This is a genomic window from Catenuloplanes niger, from assembly GCF_031458255.1.
GTDB lineage: Bacteria > Actinomycetota > Actinomycetes > Mycobacteriales > Micromonosporaceae > Catenuloplanes > Catenuloplanes niger.
Genome location: NZ_JAVDYC010000001.1, coordinates 7,387,972 through 7,407,329 on the forward strand (window position 1 = coordinate 7,387,972; position 19,358 = coordinate 7,407,329).

The following is a 19,358-nucleotide window of genomic DNA, read 5'->3' on the forward strand; positions in this document are numbered from 1 at the left end:
AAGATCGTTCCGGTCAGTACGGGTGCACCCATGTGACCCCCGGACGGTCGCCGTGCCCGCGTTCGCGCACGGTGGGGGAGACCTCAGGCGATTTCGCGTGCGCCTGAGGAGGCACACCCGTGGATGTCCTGTCCGCTCCGCTCCAGACGATCGGATCCCCCACCCTGTGGGGCATCACGCTCGCCATCCTGCTCGGCCTGCTGGCCGTGGACTTCGCGATCACCCGGCGACCGCACGACGTGCACATGAAGGAAGCCGTCGGCTGGACGATCTTCTACCTGGCCCTGCCGGTCGCGTTCGGCCTGATCATCTGGCCGCTCTACGGCGCCACCCCGTCGATCGAGTTCTTCACCGGATATGTCGTCGAGAAGTCCCTCTCCGTCGACAACCTCTTCGTCTTCATGCTGCTCCTCGCCGCCTTCGCCGTGCCGAAGGAGCTGGCCCAGCGTGTCCTGCTCTACGGTATCGTCGGCGCGCTAGTCCTCCGGGCGGTCTTCATCGCCATGGGCGCGGCCGTGCTCAGCACCGGCACCTGGGCGTTCCTGCTGTTCGGTGGCATCCTGCTGGTCACCGCCGTCAAGGTGATGCGCGACGCGATCAAGGGCACGGACCACGAGGTCGACATCGACGGCATGCGCAGCGTCAAGATCCTGCGCCGCCTGATGCCGGTGACCACCCGCTACCACGGCTCCAAGCTGTCGATCATCGAGCACGGCAAGCGCACGCTCACGCCGATGGCGCTGGTCGTGGTCGCGGTGTTCATGACCGACATCGTGTTCGCGGTCGACTCGGTGCCGGCCGTCTACGGCGTGACCGAGGACCCGTACATCGTGTTCGCCACGAACGCATTCGCGCTGCTCGGCCTGCGCGCGCTGTACTTCGTGCTGCAGAACGCGCTGAGCAAGCTCCGGCACCTCAACCACGGCCTGGCGATCATCCTGGCGTTCATCGGCTTCAAGCTGGTGCTGCACTGGGCGCACACGGTCTGGTCCTGGGTGCCGGACGTGCCGACCCCGCTCTCCCTCGCGTTCATCATCCTGACGCTGGTCACGGTCACGCTCACGTCGCTGGCGGCCAACCGCCGGGACGAGGCCGCCGCGGTCGCCGCCGGGACCGAGCCGGAGCCCGACCGGGCCCGCGTATAGCGCGACGGTCAGCGCGACGACGCGTCCGTGGCCGGGGGCCCGCCCCCGGCCACGGACGGCTCCGCGCCGCGGGTGAGCGCCGACACCAGCGTCGCGGCGATCATCGCGACCGGGCGGTCGGCATCCAGCGACAGTGCGCGCAGCACGTCCAGCGCGACCGTGCCCGGCATCTCGGCCAGCGCCTGCACCAGGCGGATCCGTACCGCCGGGTCCGTGGCGTGCGCGGCGAGCTCACCGGTCAGCGCACTCATGATCGTCTCGGCCCGGGCCGGATCCCGCGCCAGCGCACCGAGGTGCTCACCCGCCTCCACGTCGTTCGGCCCGTCCACCACCATCCGGACCAGCGTCGGTACGGCCGCGGTCACCCCGCGCGGGCCCAGCGCGAGCGCGGCGCACCGCCGGATCGCCGGGTCCGGATCGTCCAGCGCGCCGGTCAGCATCGCGGTCGCCTCGTCGCCGGGCAGCTCCGCGAGCGCCAGCACGGCCCGGCGCCGCACCTCGGCGTCGCCGGCGGCCAGCCCGGACGCCAGGCTCGCGGCACCGTCGCCGCCGCTGCGGGCCAGCGCCCAGCGCAGCGCGCCGGCGACGTACGGATCGGCCTCGGTGAGCACCGCGCCGGCCAGCAACTCGGCCGGCAGCGGCGTGGCCAGCACCGTCTGCTGCCGCCGCTCCGCGTTCCGTGACCGCAGGCCGTGCAGCAGCTCGACCACGCGCGCCACGTCCTCCCAGCCGGCCGGTTCGGCCGCGCCGACGGTCCGGAGCCGGTCGAGCAGCTCGCGGTCCCGGCGCAGCCGCTCCTCGGTCTGCAGGATGAGGTCGCCGACCAGCGCGGACGGCGTGAAACCGGGATCGTCCAGCGTGCGGGCGATCTGCCGCAGCGACAGCCCCAGCGACCGCAGCCCCTCCACGTGGAAGATCCGGCGGACGTCCGCCGGCGTGTACTCCCGGTAGTTGCCCACGGTCCGGCCGGTCGGCCGCACCAGCCCGAGGGTGTCGTAGTGCCGGAGCATCCGGGCACTCACCCCCGAGCGGCGCGCCACCTCACCGATCAGCACCCGCGGCCTCCCGCCTCGTGTGGTCGAGCGCGACGGCCCGGGTCGCCTCGTGCACGGACAGGTCGAAACCGGCGTCCGGGTCCTGCAGCAGCCGTTCCGTGGCGCGCGCGTGCGCGCGTACCGCCGGGTCGGGGTGTGCCATCGCGGCCGCGAGGACCGGCTCGGCCACGTCGTCCAGCGCCACGATCGCGCGGCTCAGGCTCAGCCGCACGTCCCGGTCGCCGCGGCCGAACTCGGCGGCCAGCTCCGCGGCGAGCGCGGCCCGCTCCCCGTCCGGCACCAGCACCACCGCGGTACGCCAGGCGGTGCGCGCCACCTCGTCGTCCGGGTCGTGCAGCAGCGACCGGGTGATCGCCGGCCAGGCGCTCCGATCCCCGATCTTGGACAGCGTGTGCAGCGCCTGACCGCGGGCCGGGGCGTGCGCGGCGCCCAGCTCCGCGCGCAGCCGCGGCACCGTGACGTCCGGCGGGAACCGGGTCAGCGCCCAGGTGAGCATGTCGCGGACGAAGAAGTCCGGTTCCACGCCGCAGCGCGTCACGAGCGCGTCGACGAGACACGCGTCCGGTCGCGTCCCGATCGCCAGCGCCGCCCGCAGCCGGATCGCCGGATCGCCGGCGTCGAGCGCGGCACGCAGTCGTTGCGTGTCCATGATGACCACCTCCACCCACCAGTGAAGACCTTGTCACAGTGACAAGGTCAAGCCCGCGGTTCCACCGAACGGGGTGGCGGCGGGCGGCGAAGGCGTGTGTACTGGGCGGCGAGTCACGGGTAGGGAGGCGCCATGGACAACGATCCGGCCAGGACGCTCGGCATGGTCGTCGGCCGAGGGCTCTGCCTGCTCCTCTGCCTCGGCCTGATCGCGGCGATCGCCTTCGGCATCTACAAGCTGACCACCAGGAACCGGACGACCCCGCAGGGGTACGGTGGACAGCCGCCCTACCCGGGCCAGCCCGGCCACCCGGGGCACGGGGGCCAGCCGGGTCATCCGGGCCAGGCGGGTTACGGGGGCCAACCGGGTCATCCGGGGCAGCCGGGCCAGGCCGGCTATCCGGGTTACCCGCCGCCGGTCCAGCCGGGCTACCCGCCGCCGTCCTCCGGCGACCCCCAGTCGCCTCACCCGGGCCAGCCGCCCTATCCGGATCAGCCGGGCCAGCCGGGTCAGCCGCCCTATCCGGAACAGCAGGGTTACCCAGGCCAGCAGGGTTACCCAGGCCAGCAGGGTTACCCAGGCCAGCAGGGTTACCCGGGTCAACCAGGTTATCCGGGCCAGCCTGGCTATCCGCCGCCGTCCGCCGGCGATCCGCAGTCGCCGTATCCGGGGCAGCCGCCGTACGGCCAGCAGCCGCCGCCCTATCCCGGCCAGGCGCCCTACGACCCGCCGCCGTCGCACCCCGGACAGTATTCGGGTCCGCAGTCCTACGACCCGCCGTCCTATCCGTCGCACGGCTCGTCGTCGTCCGGCCCGTCCTCGGACTCCTCACCGTCGTCGTCGCCGGACTCGTCCTCCGGCTCGTCGTCCTCCTCCTCGTCGTCCGACTGACCACATCGGCCGCCAGACGGACCCGAGACCGGATTGCCCGCGTGGCGGTGGGCGGGTGGGTCAGCGCGGGTCGGGGGTGACCCGGTCGGCGAAGGCGGTGGCCACCGTGTCGAGGTGCGCGTCCGTGTGGGCGGCCGTGATCGTGACGCGGAGGCCGCAGCGGGCCGCCGGTGGCACCACCGGGTTGACGTAGACGCCCGCACCCAGCAGTCCTCGCCACGCCGCCAGCGTCGAGGCCAGGTCCGGCATCGGCAGCGCGACGATCGGCCCCGGCCCGGCCGGCACCGTGTGTCCCTGGGCGCCGAGCGCGGCCCGCAGCCCGGCCGCGCCCGCGATCGCCCGTTCGCCGCGCCACGGCTCGGCCGCCCCGATCCGCAGCGCGGCGAGCGCGGCCGCGACCGAGGACGGCGGCGCGACCGCGCTGAAGATCTCCGGCCGCGCGTGGTGCCGCAGGTAGTCCAGCACCTCCGGCGGCCCGAGCACGGCGCCGCCGACCGACGCCAGCGCCTTGCTGAACGTCACCGTCAGCAGGTCCACACCGCCCACGTCCAGCGGCCGGACGCCGAAGCCGTGCGCGTCGTCGACGAGCAGGCGGGCACCGTACCGGCGGCAGGTCTCGACGATCGTGGGCAGCGGGCAGGCGTCGCCGCTCATCGAGTACAGCCCGTCCACCACCACCAGCCGCGCCGCGTCGCCGGGGCTCGCGGCCAGCCGCCGGCCCAGGTCGGCCGCGGAGTTGTGCCGGAACCGGACCGCCCGGCCCGGCCCGAGCCCGGCGCCGTCGTACGCGGACGCGTGCGCCTCCGCGTCCACCAGCACCACGTCCCGCCGCCCGGTCAGGCCCGCGATCGCGCCCACGTTCGCCTGGTATCCGGTCGGGAACAGCAGCGCCTCCGGCAGCCCGGCGGCCGCGGCCAGTTCCCGTTCCAGCTCCGCGTGCAGCGGGGTGCCGCCGTTCAGCATGCGCGACCCGGACCGGGACGTGCCGTAGCGGTCGGCCGCGTCCCGCGCCGCGCGGATCACCCGCGGGTCCGCGGCCAGCCCCAGGTAGTCGCTGGACCCGCACATGATCACGGACCGCCCGTCCAGCTCGGTGACCGGCGCGCCCGGCCCGGCGAACACCGGGTAGTACGGGTACACCCCGGCTGCCCGGGCGGACCGGGCCACGTCGTAGTCGCGGCACCGCGCGAAGAGATCGACCCCCATGGAACGCAGCGTGGCACCGGCACGCCAGCCCGGTGGGTGCCGGTGCCACGACGTCACTTCCAGACGTACGTGCCGGCCGTGACCAGCGAGCCCGCGAACGCGGCGTTGACCTGCGAGATCTCCGTGCTGTTCGGGTTCGGGTTGCGGCAGGAGACCGGCGCGCTGGAGCCGGACATCAGGTCGGTGCACAGCCCGGTGCGCCGGTCCGGCAGGCCGAGCAGGTGGCCGAACTCGTGCGCGGCGATCCGCGGCTGGTAGTAGCCCTGGCTGGTCGCCTCGCGACCCATGTACCAGCGGCCGTTGCCGAGCGAGTTGACGTACGCGCGGGGCCAGCCGTTGTCCGCGTACACCCGGATGTTCGGCGTGCGCCCGGCGGTGACCGGCTGCAGCTGCACGTTGGTGACGCGCGCGTTCCAGATCTGCGCGCCCTGGTGCACGACGGACACGAACTCCTGCGCGGTGCTGGCGTCGTAGTAGAGGATGCGCACGGCGGCCTGGGCCGGCTGCGCCGCGACCAGCATGCCGCCGAGCAGCAGGGTGAACGCGGCGACCAGTGCGGACAGTCTTCGTAGGACCATCACGGAACCTCGCAATCGAGTGGCGAACGGTCCCCCGACGCTATCCAGCGCACAGATGATTGTGGATATATCGGTTTCGGCCTACCGTCCGTGTGATAGCGGATAATCCGGCGGAGGACAGAAATCAGGGGGTACGCCCGTGCGCGCGATCCAGATCACCGAGTTCGGCGGCCCGGAGCTGCTGACCGTCTCCGAGGTGCCGGACCCGGTGCCGGGCGACGGCGAGGTCGTGCTGGACGTGCTCGCGGCGGGCGTCAACTACGCCGACACCCACCAGACCGAGGACTCCTACCTGGCGAAACAGGAGCTGCCGCTGATCCCGGGCGGGGAGGCGATCGTGCGCGGCCCGGACGGCCGCCGCTACGCCACGATGGTCGGCTCCGGCGCGTACGCGGAGAAGGTCGTCGTCCGCCCGGACCGGCTGATCGCGGTCCCGGACGCGGTCGACGACGCGGCCGCGCTCGGCACGCTGGTCCAGGGCTCCACCGCCTACCTGCTGCTGCACCAGGCCGCGCGCCTGGAGCCGGGCGAGTCCGTGGTGGTGCACGCGGGCGCGGGCGGCACCGGCTCGCAGGCGATCCAGCTGGCCCGGCGCGCCGGTGCCGGCCGGATCATCGCGACCGCGTCCACGGCCGAGAAGCGCGCGATCACCCGCGACCTGGGTGCGGACGTGGCCGTCGACTCCGCGGCGGACGGGCTGCGGGACGTGCTGATCGAGGCGAACGGCGGCCGGAAGGTCGACGTGGTGCTGGAGATGACCGGCGGCACGGTCTTCGACGAGAGCCTGCGCGCACTGGCCCCGCTCGGCCGGCTGGTGCACTTCGGCATGGCCGGCCGGACCCCGCCGACGCCGGTTGTCCCGGCCGCGCTGATGCGTGCGGGCCGCAGCGTGACCGGCTTCTGGCTGATCCACGTGGTCCGCCGCCGCCCGGACCTCTACGCGAAGGCGATCGGCGAGCTGCTCGGCGCGCTCGCGGACGGCTCGCTCCGCGCGCTGAGCGGCGGCGAGTACCCGTTGGAGCACGCGGCCGACGCGCACCGTGCGCTCCTCGCCCGGACCACCGCGGGGAAGTTGATCCTGCGGCCGTGAGCCGGGCTCAGCGGTCGACGGTGTCGGCCGGAGCCATCACGCGCAGCGCGTTCGCGTCCAGGCCGATCCGCATCGGCGTCCGGCCGCGCGGCTCGCCGTCCACCTCGACCGGCGCGGGCCGGTCCGTCTCCAGCCACAGCTCGCCGACCGGCAGGAACACGTCGTCGTCGAGCGTGCGCCGGTGCCCGATCGAGGCGTTCCGCAGCGTCTCCCGCACCAGCCCGAACCGTCCCCGGCCACCGACCGGGTACGCCACCAGCAGCCGGTCGTCCGCGTCCGTGTCCTTGGTGATCGGCCGTCCGGCGTGGAAGCCGCCGTTCGCCACGTAGAGCTGGTGCGTGCGGAACTCGTGCTCCTCGCCGTCCGCGCGCACGATCACGCGCATCGGCCGGTGCCGCATCAGGAGCAGCGCACCGGTCAGCGGGTACGCCCAGCGCCCGGCGAGCCGCTTCAGGGGCGGGGGTGCCGCGTGCATCACGGCCGCGGACAGCCCGACGCCGACGTGGTTGGTGAACGGCATGTCCCCGGCCAGGCCCAGGTCGACGTCGACCACCTTGCCCTCGGCCAGCGTGCGGATCGCCTCGTCCAGGTCGATCGGCACCCGTACCGTGCGGGCGAAGTTGTTCGTGGTCCCGAGCGGCAGCAGGCCGAGCGCGTTCTCCCGGTGCGCCATCATCCGCGCGGCCGTGCTGATCGTGCCGTCCCCGCCGCCGGCCACCACCAGGTCCGCGCCGGACTCCCGCGCGGTGATCAGCGTCCGCTCGAGGTGCTTCGGCTTGTCCACCGGGTACGACGCGATCAGGTCGAACCCGGCCGCGAGCAGCCGGGTGCGGGCACCCTCGTAGAGCAGCCGGCCGCGCCGGGAGTGCGTGTTGACGACGAGCACCGCTCGCCGGTCCCGGTGAATGTCCTCGGTCAAGCGTTGCTTCGTCCGCATCGGTGCGCAGCCTATCGAATGAGCTTTCCTCGGCCCGGCGCCCCCGGACCGTGCCGCGTGGCGTCGCCGCCCGGGCCGCACCGGCCCGGCCGGGGACGGCTAACCGGCGGGACGCGTATCCGCGAAGAACCGGTCCGCCACGCGCGTGTGCAGCGGGAAGCCGAGCTCGGCCGGGCCGTCCAGCACGTGGTGGCCGAGCGACTCGTCGTTGGCGAACTCCGGCGGCGGCGTGGCGATCGGCGGCAGCAGCCCGAAGATGAGCACGGTGCCGTCCGGTGCGCTGTGCACGTCGAACAGCGTGACCGTGGCCGCGTCCGCGACCACGCCGGTCTCCTCGCGCAACTCCCGGACCACCGCGGCCTGCCAGCTCTCGTCCACGTCGATGTAGCCGCCGGGCAGCGCCGGCCGGCCGTACGCGGGCGGGATGCCGCGGCGCACCACCAGCAGCCCGTCCCCGACCGGTTGCAGCGCGACCGCGACCGGGGCCGGGTTGCGGTAGCTGACCTTGCCGCAGGCGGTACAGCGCCGCGGCCACGGCGCGTCCGGCGCGAACGCGGCGCCGCAGAAGGAACAGTGCGCGTGCATGGCGCCGAGCCTTTCACGAAACGCCGGTCCCGGGCCGTACCGGCTGGGATCATGGTCATTGTGAAGGCTCCGGTGCCCGTCGACGAACCGCAGCGGGTGGCGGCCCTGCGCGAGACGGCGATCCTCGACACGCCGCCGGAGGCCGAGTTCGACGACATCGCCGTGCTCGCCTCCGAGATCTGCGGCACGCCGATCGCGCTGGTCAGCCTGGTCGACTCGGACCGGCAGTGGTTCAAGGCCAGGATCGGCACGGACCTGCCGGAGACCGGCCGCGACGTGTCCATGTGCTCCTACGCCGTGGCCGGCCGCGCCATGATCGAGGTCGGCGACGCCGTGGGCGACGCACGCTTCGCGGACAGTCCGTTCGTCACCGAGCTGGGCGTCCGGTTCTACGCGGGCGCGCCGCTGATGATGCAGGACGGGCACGCGATCGGCACGGTGTGCGTGATGGACCACGAGCCGCGCGAGCTGACCGCCGACCAGCGCCGCGCGCTGCGCTCGCTGGCCCGGCACGCCGCCGCCCACCTGGAGCTGCGCCGGTACGCGGCCCGCGTGCTGGACGCCGCCGACCGCCTCCGCGAGCTGGACCGGCTCAAGGACTCGTTCCTGGCCAGCGTGAGCCACGAGCTGCGGACCCCGCTGTCGTTGATCCGCGGTTACCTGGAGGTGCTGCTGGACGACGACGCGGACCCGGACACGGCCCGGCGCTTCCACGCGGTCATGCAGCGCAACGCGGACCGGCTGCTGCGGCTCATCGACGACCTGCTGCTGGTGGCCCGGCTGCACGAGGACGGGCTGAAGCTGGAGAGCACCTCGGCGGACCTGTCCGAGCTGGCGTTCCAGGTGGTGGCCGCGTCCCGGCCGCTGGCCGACCACAAGGGCATCACCGTGGTCGAGCACACCGGCACACCGATCCCGATCTCCGGCGACCCGCAGCGGCTGACCCAGGCGTTCAGCCACCTGATGTTCAACGCGATCAAGTTCACCCCGGAGGGCGGCCGGATCGCGGTCGCGGCCAGCGGCGACGACGAGCCGACGCTGACCGTGATGGACACCGGCGTCGGCATCCCGCAGGCCGACCTGCCGTACCTGTTCGACCGGTTCCACCGCAGCCGCACCTCGGACCTGCTGGCCGCCCAGGGGTCCGGCGTCGGCCTGACCATCGTCAAGGCGATCATCGACGCGCACCGCGGCACGATCACGATCGAGAGCGAGCCGGACGAGGGAACCACCGTGCGGGTGACGCTGCCCCGGGGGCTGCCGTGCGGGTGACCGACCGGGTCGACCGTCCCGAGCGGCTGGCCGCGGTCGCCGCGACCGGGCTGACCGACCGGCGCGACGTGGCCGGCCTGGACCGCCTGGCCCGGCTCGCGTCCCGGCTGCTCGGCGCGCCCACCACCCTGGTCTCGCTGGTCACCGCGGACCGCCAGGTGTTCCCCGGCCGGACCGGGATGGACGTGGGTGAGACGCCGCTGTCCCACTCGTTCTGCCGGCACGTGGTCGCGGACGACGAGCCGCTGGTCGTCACGGACGCCCGCGCCGACCCGCGGGTCAGCGACAACCCGGCCATCCCGGACCTGGGCGTGATCGCGTACGCCGGCATGCCGATCCGGGTCGCGGGCGAGACGCTGGGCGCGTTCTGCGCGATCGACTCGGTGCCGCGCGCCTGGACGGACACCGAACTGGCCGTGCTGGAGGACCTGACCGCCGCGGTCGAGTCGGAGATCGCGCTGGACCGGGCCGCCGGCGAGGCGGCGCGCTCGGCCGCCGCGTTCAAGGCCGTGCTGGACGTGGCGCACGACGGGTTCGTCAGCATCGACCCGGACGGCGTCGTGGCCGAGTGGAACCACGCGGCCGAGGACATGTTCGGCTGGACCCGCGCGGAGGCGCTCGGCCACGAGCTCACCGGCCTGATCATCCCGCCGGAGCACCGTGCCGCGCACGACGGCGGCCTCGCCCGGGCCCGTGCCACCGGCGCCTCCGCGCTGGCCGGCCGGCGCCTCGAACTGCCCGCGCTGCACCGCTCCGGCCGGCGCTTCCCGATCGAGCTGACGCTGCAGGTCACGGACGGGCGGTTCCACGGCTTCCTGCGCGACATCAGCGAACGGCGGGCGGCCGAGGACCTGCTGCGCCGGCAGGCCGAGCTGATCGACGCCGCGCCCGCCGCGATCATCGTCCGGGACCGGGACGGCACGATCCGCTCCTGGAACCGGGGCGCGGAGGAGACGTACGGCTGGCCCGCGACCGCGGTGCTCGGCCACAACATCCACCGGCTGCTGGCCACCGAGTTCCCGGCCGGGCGGGACGCGGTCGAGCGCGCGCTCACCGAGCACGGCGCGTGGCACGGCGAGCTGATCCACCGGCGCGCGGACGGCACCGAGCTGGTCGAGCTGAGCCGCCAGACCATGCGCGCCGGCCCGGACGGCGCCGCCGAGATCGTCGAGACGAACGCGGACATCACGGACCGCCGGCACGCCGAGCGCGCGCTGCAGGTCACCGAGCGACAGTTCCGCACGCAGTTCCACCAGTCCACGATCGGTCAGCTGATCATGGACCCCACCGGCACGATCATGCACGCGAACAGCGCGTTCGCCGGGATGCTCGGGCTGACGCCGCCGGAGGTGGTCGGCCGGCACATCGCGGACGTCACCCACCCGGAGGACCGCGCGGAGGACGCCCGTAAGCGGGCCGGCCTGAACGGCGCCGACCTCGGCTCCTACGAGCGGGTAAAACGCCTGCTGGACGTGCACGGCCACCCGGTCGACGTGCGCGCCGCCGTGCGCCTGGTCCGCGACCACGACGGCACCCCGCTGCACCTGCAGGCCGTCGTCCAGGACATCACCGCGCAACTGCACGCCCAGCGCGAACGCGACGCCGCGCTGGCCGCGCTCACCGACCGCAACCGCCAGCTGGAGCAGGCCAACCTGCTCAAGCTCGACCTGATGGGCATGCTCTCGCACGACATCGGCACCCCACTGGCCACCATCATCGGGTACGGCGAGGTGCTCACCGAGTCGCCGCTGGCCTCCCCGCAGCAGGCCGCGATGGACCGGATCCTGAACGGCGCCCGCCGGATCGACGAACTCCGCCACAACGTGCTCGCCATGTGCGCCCTCGACGCCGACCGCCTGCAGACCCGCCGCGAGCCGGTCCCGCTCGCCGCCGCGCTGGCCGAGGCGGTCCGCGCGGCCGACCTGACGGTGCCGATCTCGTGCCCGCCCGGCATCGTGGTCCTGGCCAACCCGGCCCACCTGCAGCAGATCGTGGTCAACTTCTTGTCCAACGCCGTCAAGTACGGCCGCGGCGCGACCCGGGTCACGGCTACGGCGGGGGCCGAGACGGTGGAGATCGGCGTGCACGACGCCGGGCCCGGGGTGCCCGCGGCGCTCCGCGCGCACCTCTTCGAGCGCTACACCCGCGCGGCCGGCGTCACCGCCACCGGCCACGGCCTCGGCCTGCACATCGTGGCCAGCCTGGCCGAGGCGAACGGCGGCTCCGTCGCCCACCGCGACAACGACCCCACCGGCAGCGTCTTCACCCTCGCCCTCCACCTCGCACCCCGGCCCTGACCGCGAGCCGGTTCCGCTCGTTCCGCCGGACCGTCGGCGTTTCTGCCGGACCGGCCGGTTCCGCTCGTCTCCGCCGGCCGGCTTCGCTCGGCCCGTGTGCCCGTGTGCCCGTGTGCCCGTGTGCCGCGCCGGCCCGGCGATCGGGGCGTCCCGCACGTCGCGCGTCAGATTTCGACGTGCGGGACGCCCGGATCGCCGGGCCTGAACGGCCGGGTCAGGCGGCGCCGTGGGCCGCCGTGACGGCCGCGACGGTCTCCGTGGTCTCGTCGCGGCGCGGGGCCGCGCCGCGGCGGGGCGCGCGGGTGGAGAGCCAGCAGCCGGTGGCGATCAGGGCGAACCCGGCGATCGTGCCCGCGCCGACCGGCTCGCCCAGCAGGGCCACGCCGAGCAGCACCGCGACCACCGGGTTGACGTAGGTGACCAGTCCCGCGCGGGCCGCGCCGACCTCCGCGATCAGGCCGTAGAACGCCAGCAGCGCGATCGCGGTGCAGAGCACGCCGAGCGCGATCAGCGCGGCCCAGGAGACCGGCCGGACCGGGGCGGTGGGCAGCGCGAACACGGCGAACGGCAGCAGCACCAGCGTGCTGATCGTGGTGGTGCCGGCGGTCAGCGCGGCCGGTGGCACGTCGGCGGCCCGCCGCTGCACCAGCATGGTGGCGACCGCGTATCCGAGCGTGGCCAGCAGCACCATGGCGGCGCCGAGCAGCCCCAGGCGGTCACCGGACAGGTCCGCGCCGACCAGCACCGCGACGCCGGCGAAGCCCAGGCCGAGGCCGGCCACCCGGGCCCGGCTCAGTGGCTCGCTGCGCAGCATGAGCAGCGCGATCACGGCCGGCTCGATCGCGATCAGCAGGCCGGTCATCGACGAGCTGATGTGCACCTCGCCGTACGTGATGAGCAGGAACGGCCCGACGATGTGCACCAGCGCGATGACGGCCACGATCGGCAGCCGGCCGCGCAGCGCGGAGAGCGTGCCGCGGGCGGCCGCCAGTGGGACCAGCACCAGCGCCGCGACGGCGAGCCGGCCGAAGACCACGGCCAGCGGCGACAGGTCCTCGATCGCGACCTTGATCAGCAGGTACGGCATGCCCCAGAGCAGGGACACGGTGAGGAAGAGAATCCAGGCTCGTCTGTTCACGGGAGCAGTCTTTCGCCGTACCGTTGTAAGTTGTAGTAACAATTTTCTGGGGTCGTTTTAAGGAATACTTATGATCGACATCAACCGCCTGCGGGTGCTGCGGGAGGTCGCGCGGCACGGCAGCTTCAACCAGGCCGCGGTCGCGCTGCGGATGACCGCGTCCGCCGTGTCCCAGCACGTCGCGGCGCTGGAACGCGCGGTCGGCGCCGCCGTGGTCGAGCGGAGCACGCGCGGCGTGCGGCTCACCGAGGCCGGCCGGATCCTGGCCGAGACCGCGGACACGGTCACCGCGGAGCTCGACCGGGCCACCCGCGACGTGCGGAAACTCGTCGGCGACACCGACCGGCACCTCGCGGTCGCCACGTTCACCAGCGGCGGTCAGCGGCTGCTCCCCGCCGCGCTGCGCCGATTCTCCGAGGACCATCCGGACGTGCTGTTCACCGTGATGGAGAACGACACCGAGGAGAGCCTGCCGCAGGTCAGCGCGGGCGTGGCGGACCTGGCGATCGCGTACCACCTGGACGGCCCGCCGCCGGACCGCCCGGGTCTGGCGTGGACGCCGCTGCTGGACGACCCGCTGTGGGCGGTGCTGCCGGCCGGGCACCCGCTCGCGGACCGGGACGAGATCGGGCTCGGCGAGCTGGCGGCCGAGCGGTGGATCCTCGGCTGCGTCGAGCTGGAGGACATCCTCGGGCACCACGCGGCGCTGGCCGGGTTCGCGCCGGTCGTCGCGTGTCGCGGCACCGACTACGTCTTCGCCCAGGCGCTGGTCCGGTCCGGCATCGGCGTCAGCCTGGTCCCGCAGGTGGCGCTGGCCGGCGACCGGGGTGGGCTGGCGGTGGTCCCGCTGCGGCAGCCCGGCCCGGTCCGGTACGTGGGGGTCTCGACGCCGGTCCGGCGGGTCCGTCCGCTGGCCGCGGCGCTGCTGCGTGCCCTCCAGGAGACCGTGGCCGCGCTGCCGATGTAAAACTTTCTAGACACGGGGTCTGGATTCCTTTACCTTGGTGATGTCAAAGATTCTGTACATCACTGGGGGTCGGCATGACGTTGGAGGAAAGACGGGCCTGGATCAGGCTCGTCGTCGCGGTGCTCGCCTACGCGGCATATGCCGTGGTCATCGCGACGCGCGCGGCCGGCGGACCGCTCACCGCCGTGCCGTACGGTGGCGTGCTGCTGGTGTCCGTCGGCGGCGCGATCGCCGCGAGCGTGCTCGCCGAGGTGTTCGCCGGCGGCCGCTCCCGCGAGATCGACGTGCGCGACCGGGAGATCGGCCGGTTCGCCGACCACACCGCACAGTCGTTCGTGGTCATCGGCGCGGTCTCCGGCATGCTGATGGCGATCGCCGGCTGGGACCACTTCTGGATCGCCAACGTCATCTACCTGTGCTTCGTGCTCTCCGCCGTGCTCGGCGGCGTCACCAAGGTGATCCTCTACCGCACGGGCATGCCGTGGTGAAGCCGACCCGGGTGACGAACAGCATCCGCGCGCTCCGCTTCGCCGCCGGCGAGATGACCCAGGCCGACCTGGCCCGCCGGATCGGCGTCACCCGCCAGACCGTCATCGCCATCGAGCAGGGCCGCTACTCGCCCTCGCTGGAGATGGCCTTCCAGATCGCCCACGTCTTCGGCGTGCCCCTCGAGGACGTCTTCCAATACCCTTCGTCACCGGGAGAGCCCGCATGAAAGCCATGATCAATCGACGGTACGGGGATCCGTCCACCGTGCTGCACCTCGCCGACCTGCCCCGTCCCTCGCCCGGCCGCGGCGAGGTGCTGATCGAGGTGCGCGCCGCCGCCGTCGACCCCGGCGTGTGGATCCTGATCACCGGCCGGCCGCCCGCCGCCCGCCTCGCCTTCGGCCTGCGCCGCCCGCGGCAACCGGTCCGCGGCCGGGACCTGGCCGGCGTCGTCGTCGCGACCGGCCCCGGCGTCACCGGCTTCACGGCCGGCGACGAGGTCTACGGCACCAGCGACCGCGGCTCGTTCGCGGAGTTCGCGGTCGCGCCGGTCACCCGGCTCGCCCACAAGCCCACCCGGCTGTCGTTCACCGAGGCCGCCGCGATCCCGGTCTCCGGCCAGACCGCGCTCGACGCGATCCGCGCGGCCGGCCCGCTCACCGGCCGCCGAATAATGATCATCGGTGCGGGCGGTGGCATCGGCGCGTTCGCGGTGCAGCTCGCGGTCGCCGGCGGCGCGCACGTCACCGCGGTCTGCGGCCCCGGCAAGGCGCCGCTGATGGACTCGCTCGGCGCGGACCGCGTCATCGACTACACCCGGGCGGAGATCGACCGCGACGGCCCGGTGCACGACGTCATCCTGGACACCGCGGGTTGCCGCCCGTTCCCCCTGCTCCGCCGCGCGCTGACGCCGGCCGGCACGGTGCTGCTGGCCGGCGGCGGCCACGACGCGCCCGGCTTCCTCGGCGGCTTCACCCGCCAGCTGCGCGCGCCCCTGGCCGGCCTGTTCAGCCGCCGGCGCCTGCGCCCGATCGCCGGCCACGAACGCGCGGCCGGCCTGGAGGAGATCAACCGCCTGGTCGAGGCGGGCCACCTCACGCCCGTGATCGACCGGACGTTCCCGCTCTCCGACACCGTGGCCGCCATCGCCCACCTGGCGGCGGGCCACCCCACCGGAAAGATCGTGATCACCATGGACCGCTGACGGTCGATCAAGCCCTCATGCCGGAAATATCGGCACGTACGGGCCCGGTCGTGACCGGCGTCGTCACGGCCCCGGTGGCGGTTCAGCGTGCGATCGTGGCGATCTCCGCCGGGGTGAGCGTCCGGTCGTAGGCGCGGATGTCGTCGATGGCGCCGCCGAACCGGTCGGTCCAGGCGCCGTCGACCAGCGCGCGGCCGGCGAGCAGCGGGCCGGCCGCGTTCCACCGGACCGGCCGGCTGACCGTGTCCTCGGCCGTGCCGTCGACGTAGAGGGTGACCCGGCCGGTCGCGGCGTCGTACGTCACCGCCAGATGAGTCCACGTGCGCAGCCGCGGCGTGGACGTGGACGTGACGACGTCGACGTCCGGCCCGCGCGAGTCGGTGCGCGGGAACAGCGCGCGCCAGGTGTCCGTCTCCCTGTCGTACCGCACGACGAACCCGCTGGTCGTGGTCCCCGGCTGGGACAGAACGCCCCGATTGCCGCGACGGTCGTTGATGAACGCCCAGGCCATCACCGTGAAACTCTGATCGGTACGGACCGCCGGCCGGACCGAGGCGGCATAACTGTCCGACGTGGACGCGGACAGCTGCATCGCGTGCCCGGACCCGTCGTGCCCGGTCGGCGCCCATCCGGTGATCGGCGAGAGCAGCGCCGCGTTCCCGCCACCGGAGCCGTCCACCAGCGTACGGCCGACCCCGACGTCGGCCGGCCACCACAGCGCCAGACCGTCGGTCACACCGTCCGGCGGCGTCATCCGGGCCGGGCGCGGCGGAGCGGCCACCGGCCCACCCGCCCCCGAGGCCCCGGACGCCCCGGACGCCGGCGCGGCCGGAGTCGGCGGTGCGGCCGGCTCCAGGTTGTCGGCGAGCAGCGACCGGGTGGCCGGCACGGCGGCAACCCCGATCATCAACGCACCGGTGGCCAGCGCGGCGACCGTGATCCGCCGCCGTCGCGCGTTCCGGCGATGCATCAGCTCCAGCCCGGTCGGCTCCACCTTGCCGCTCGGCTCCACCTTGCCGGCCGAGGCGGCCCTACCGGTCGGCGCAACCTCGTCGGTCGACGCGGTCTTGCCGGTCGGCGCAGCCTCGTCGGTCGACGCACTCTTGTCAGTCGGCGCAGCCTCGTCGGTCAGCGCGGCCTTGCCGGTCGGCGAGAATGTCGACGCGTGATCCGCCGGCGCGTCCGCGGGGCCGTCGGCCGGTGTCCCGCCGGGACCAGCGGAGTCGCCGGCCGAGAGAAGGCCTCCGCCCGTCCCACCGGATGCCGGCGCGTCCTCGAACGAGCCACCCCCCGAAGACGAACCGCCCACCCTGCGGTCCTCGCCCGCCGTGCCACCCGTGCTGCCCGCGCCCGTGCCGCTCGCACTCGTGCTGTTTGCGTCTGCGCGGCTCGTGCGGGTGTCGCTTGCGTTGTCCACAAGCGCATCGGCTGTCGCTGTGCGGCTTCTGCCTGTGTCACCCGAATCGGTCGCGTATCCACCACGTGCGCCTGCGCCGCTCGCATCTGGACTGTCTGCGCTAGATGCGCGGGCGCCGCTAGCGCCCGAACTGTCCGCCTTGCCTACGCTGCCCGCTTTGCCCGTGCTACCCGCGTTGGCCGCGTCGCTGCCTGCGCCCGCGTCGCTGCCTGCGCCCGCGTCACTCGTGCCTGCGTTTCCCGCGCTGGTCGTCTGTGCTCCGCTCGGGCTTGCCGCGCCCATGCCGGTCCCGCGTGCGCCGCTCGCGGGTGCGTTGCCGGTGTCCGCCCCGCCCGCGCGCGACGCACGTGCGCGGTTCTCGCCCGTGCCGCTCAGGCCGGTGTAGCCGGTATCCGGTCTGGTCGCCTCCGCGTCGCCGGTGCCGAAGTCTTGCGCACGCGCGCCGGCCACGCCGTCGTCGACCGTGGTGCCGGCATCGCCGGCGCGCGTGGCGTCGATCCTGGGGTAGCGGTCTGCCGCGACGCCGGCCGTACCGGCGCGGGTGGCGTCCACGCCGCCCCGAGCACGGCCGCCACCGGCGGCGCCGCCGTTCACGGAGCCGACGGTGCCGGTGCCGGCGGTCGCCGCGACGCCGCCGCGACCCGCGATCGTGCCCCCGACGCCCATGCCCCCGATGTCTGTGCTGTCCGCGCCCGCGCCCGCGACGTTTGTGCTGTCCGCACCCGAGCCCGCGACGTTTGTGCTGTCCACGTCCGCGCCACCGACGTTTGTGCTGTCCGCGACCGTGCCGCTCATGTCCGTGCCGCCAGCCGTGCTGCCGTCGCCAGCCGCGCTGCCTGCGACCGCCGTGTTCGTGCTGCCTGCGACCGTGTAGCCCATGTCCGCGCTGCCGCCGGCCGCGCTGCCGCCGGCCGCGCTGCCGCCGGCCGCGCCGCCGCCGGCCGCGCCGCCGCCGGCCGCGCTGCCTGCGACCGCCGCGTTCGTGCTGCTCCCGTTCGTGCTGCCCGCGCCCGCAGCCGTGCCCGTCGCACCGTCGCCGGTGGTCGCCGTGGACGACGCCGTGCCGGCCACGGGACCGGACATCGACGTGGCGTCCTGCGCACCGGCACCGGCCCTCGTCCCCGAGGCGCCGGGTGATACCGCCTCGCCTTCGGGCCGATCCGGATCCGGGCGTGCTCCGCCCGTACCGGCGGAGTCGGTCTGTGCCGGGGTCGTGTCGCCGGAATCCGCAGGGGTGCCGGAAGCGGCATCGGGAATCGCGGCCGAACCCCACCGGCGACGCTGCCGGCCGATGCCGAATGCCGACCCACGTCCCGCCTTGGAGGCCGGCGAAACCGCCGCCGACCGCACCCCACCGTCACCGCCTACCGGCGAACCCGCCGACACGTCTCCCGACGTGCCGCCCGGCGAACCGGACGACGTGCCGCCCGGCGAACCGGACGACGTGCCGCCCGGCGAACCGGACGACGTGCCGCCCGGCGAACCGGACGACGTGCCACCCGGCGAACCGGACGACATACCGGTCGCCGCGCCCGCCGGTGAACCGGGCGACGCGCCCGCCGGCGAACCCCCGGACGTGCCGGACGGCGTGCCCGGCGGTGCGGACGGGGACGTCTCCGGAGGGTTGCGCCGTGCCCCCGGGACCACCGTCGGCGGGTCCTGCCAGGGGTCCGGTGCGGAGACCGGGTAGCCGGCCGCGGCCTGCACCTCGCGCAGCCGGGCGCTGAACTCCCGTGCCGAGCCGGCCTCGATCGCCGACGGCACGCCCAGCACCGCGCCGAGCACGTCGGCCAGGCCGGGTACGGCCTGCACGCCGGCGGTCGACAGCCCGGCCCGCACCCCGAAACCGGGCTGCGGCACTCCGCCGGTGAGCAGCGCGAACAGCACCTGGCCGAGCGCGGAGACGTCCTCGGTGCGCGACGCGTGCGCGGCGCCGACGCTGAAGTCGGAGAGCATCGGGCTGCCGTCGAGGTCGAGGAGCACGTTGGACAGCCGTACCGCGCCGTGCGGCACGCCGAGCGCGTGGGCGTAGGCGAGCGCGTCCGCCAGCCGCACCCCGGCGGCCAGCACCCACGCCTGGTCGACCGGGCCGGTGCGCAGCAGCGCCTCGCCGAGCGTGCCGCCCTCGGCGAGCCGCATCGCCTGCCAGGGGCGCCCGGTGGGGGTGACGCCGACCGCGTGCACGGCCGCGATCGCCGGATGCCCGCCGAGCCGCCCGATCGCGCCGCACGCGTCCTGGAACGCGAGCACGGCCGCTTGGTTCCGCACGTACCGGTGGAAGAGTTTCAGCGCGACCCAGCGCGCACCGCGTTCGTCCCACGCCCGGTAGACGGTGGCGCCGCCGCCGGAGCCGATCCGATGGGTGCCGGTGTATCCGGCGGGGGTGTCGATCCCCGGACCGCTCATCACGTCCACGTGCTGCTCCGCCTTCCGCAACGG

The 19,358-nt window shown here is 74.3% G+C and carries 17 protein-coding genes; 9 read left to right on the top strand and 8 right to left on the bottom strand.

Going from position 1 to position 19,358, the window contains the following annotated elements:
- The first annotated feature begins 119 nt into the window (after positions 1-119).
- A complete protein-coding gene (locus J2S44_RS32285) occupies positions 120-1,145 on the top strand; it encodes a TerC/Alx family metal homeostasis membrane protein (protein ID WP_310421546.1) in 1,026 nt (341 codons plus the stop codon).
- A gap of 8 nt (positions 1,146-1,153) precedes the next feature.
- On the opposite strand, the gene J2S44_RS32290 is transcribed toward J2S44_RS32285, so the two are convergent.
- The gene (locus J2S44_RS32290) at positions 1,154-2,200 is read right to left on the bottom strand and encodes a HEAT repeat domain-containing protein (protein WP_310421548.1); all 1,047 of its coding nucleotides are present in this window, start codon (positions 2,198-2,200) and stop codon (positions 1,154-1,156) included.
- Positions 2,187-2,849, bottom strand: coding sequence for a HEAT repeat domain-containing protein (locus J2S44_RS32295; RefSeq protein ID WP_310421550.1), 663 nt, complete (start codon positions 2,847-2,849; stop codon positions 2,187-2,189). Before J2S44_RS32295 ends, J2S44_RS32290 begins: the two co-directional genes overlap by 14 nt.
- Positions 2,850-2,981: 132 nt before the next feature.
- Here J2S44_RS32295 and J2S44_RS32300 point away from each other — a divergent pair, with 132 nt between their 5' ends.
- Entirely contained in the window at positions 2,982-3,740 is a 759-nt protein-coding gene (locus J2S44_RS32300) for a hypothetical protein (RefSeq protein WP_310421552.1), read from the top strand.
- 60 nt (positions 3,741-3,800) lie between these two features.
- On the opposite strand, the gene J2S44_RS32305 is transcribed toward J2S44_RS32300, so the two are convergent.
- Complete coding sequence (locus J2S44_RS32305) at positions 3,801-4,946, bottom strand: aminotransferase class I/II-fold pyridoxal phosphate-dependent enzyme (RefSeq protein ID WP_310421554.1); 1,146 nt, start codon at positions 4,944-4,946, stop codon at positions 3,801-3,803.
- A gap of 53 nt (positions 4,947-4,999) precedes the next feature.
- Positions 5,000-5,524: a snapalysin family zinc-dependent metalloprotease gene (locus J2S44_RS32310; protein WP_310421556.1), complete on the bottom strand. Its 525-nt coding sequence runs from the start codon at positions 5,522-5,524 to the stop codon at positions 5,000-5,002.
- Between the two features lie 139 nt (positions 5,525-5,663).
- Here J2S44_RS32310 and J2S44_RS32315 point away from each other — a divergent pair, with 139 nt between their 5' ends.
- Complete coding sequence (locus J2S44_RS32315; protein WP_310421558.1) at positions 5,664-6,614, top strand: NADPH:quinone oxidoreductase family protein; 951 nt, start codon at positions 5,664-5,666, stop codon at positions 6,612-6,614.
- Positions 6,615-6,621: 7 nt separating this feature from the next.
- On the opposite strand, the gene J2S44_RS32320 is transcribed toward J2S44_RS32315, so the two are convergent.
- Both J2S44_RS32320 and J2S44_RS32325 read right to left on the bottom strand, forming a co-directional pair.
- Positions 6,622-7,533, bottom strand: a complete 912-nt coding sequence (locus J2S44_RS32320) for a diacylglycerol/lipid kinase family protein (RefSeq protein ID WP_310421560.1) — start codon at positions 7,531-7,533, stop codon at positions 6,622-6,624.
- 117 nt (positions 7,534-7,650) lie between these two features.
- Positions 7,651-8,136, bottom strand: coding sequence for an NUDIX domain-containing protein (locus J2S44_RS32325; protein ID WP_310421562.1), 486 nt, complete (start codon positions 8,134-8,136; stop codon positions 7,651-7,653).
- Positions 8,137-8,208: 72 nt separating this feature from the next.
- On the opposite strand from J2S44_RS32325, the gene J2S44_RS32330 reads away from it, so the two are divergent.
- Together J2S44_RS32330 and J2S44_RS32335 are read left to right on the top strand one after the other, a co-directional pair.
- Positions 8,209-9,408, top strand: a complete 1,200-nt coding sequence (locus tag J2S44_RS32330; RefSeq protein WP_310421564.1) for a GAF domain-containing sensor histidine kinase — start codon at positions 8,209-8,211, stop codon at positions 9,406-9,408.
- Positions 9,405-11,705: a PAS domain S-box protein gene (locus tag J2S44_RS32335; protein ID WP_310421566.1), complete on the top strand. Its 2,301-nt coding sequence runs from the start codon at positions 9,405-9,407 to the stop codon at positions 11,703-11,705. The genes J2S44_RS32330 and J2S44_RS32335 overlap by 4 nt, the downstream gene beginning before the upstream one ends.
- 214 nt (positions 11,706-11,919) lie before the next feature.
- On the opposite strand, the gene J2S44_RS32340 is transcribed toward J2S44_RS32335, so the two are convergent.
- Positions 11,920-12,843, bottom strand: a complete 924-nt coding sequence (locus tag J2S44_RS32340; RefSeq protein WP_310421568.1) for a DMT family transporter — start codon at positions 12,841-12,843, stop codon at positions 11,920-11,922.
- 70 nt (positions 12,844-12,913) lie between these two features.
- Here J2S44_RS32340 and J2S44_RS32345 point away from each other — a divergent pair, with 70 nt between their 5' ends.
- The 4 genes from J2S44_RS32345 to J2S44_RS32360 all read left to right on the top strand — a co-directional run bounded on the left by J2S44_RS32345 (position 12,914) and on the right by J2S44_RS32360 (position 15,502).
- Positions 12,914-13,810 (top strand): LysR family transcriptional regulator, encoded by an 897-nt coding sequence (locus J2S44_RS32345; protein ID WP_310421570.1) that lies wholly within the window; start codon positions 12,914-12,916, stop codon positions 13,808-13,810.
- Between the two features lie 74 nt (positions 13,811-13,884).
- The gene (locus tag J2S44_RS32350) at positions 13,885-14,298 is read left to right on the top strand and encodes a hypothetical protein (RefSeq protein ID WP_310421572.1); all 414 of its coding nucleotides are present in this window, start codon (positions 13,885-13,887) and stop codon (positions 14,296-14,298) included.
- Complete coding sequence (locus J2S44_RS32355) at positions 14,292-14,525, top strand: helix-turn-helix transcriptional regulator (protein WP_374727926.1); 234 nt, start codon at positions 14,292-14,294, stop codon at positions 14,523-14,525. Before J2S44_RS32350 ends, J2S44_RS32355 begins: the two co-directional genes overlap by 7 nt.
- Before the next feature lie 5 nt (positions 14,526-14,530).
- Positions 14,531-15,502, top strand: a complete 972-nt coding sequence (locus J2S44_RS32360) for an NAD(P)-dependent alcohol dehydrogenase (RefSeq protein ID WP_310421573.1) — start codon at positions 14,531-14,533, stop codon at positions 15,500-15,502.
- An 82-nt stretch (positions 15,503-15,584) separates the two neighbouring features.
- Here J2S44_RS32360 and J2S44_RS32365 read toward each other — a convergent pair whose 3' ends face one another.
- Positions 15,585-19,325 carry a LamG-like jellyroll fold domain-containing protein gene (locus J2S44_RS32365; RefSeq protein WP_310430035.1) on the bottom strand — a complete coding sequence of 1,247 codons (3,741 nt, stop codon included), beginning with the start codon at positions 19,323-19,325 and terminating at the stop codon, positions 15,585-15,587.
- Between the last annotated feature and the right edge of the window lie 33 nt (positions 19,326-19,358).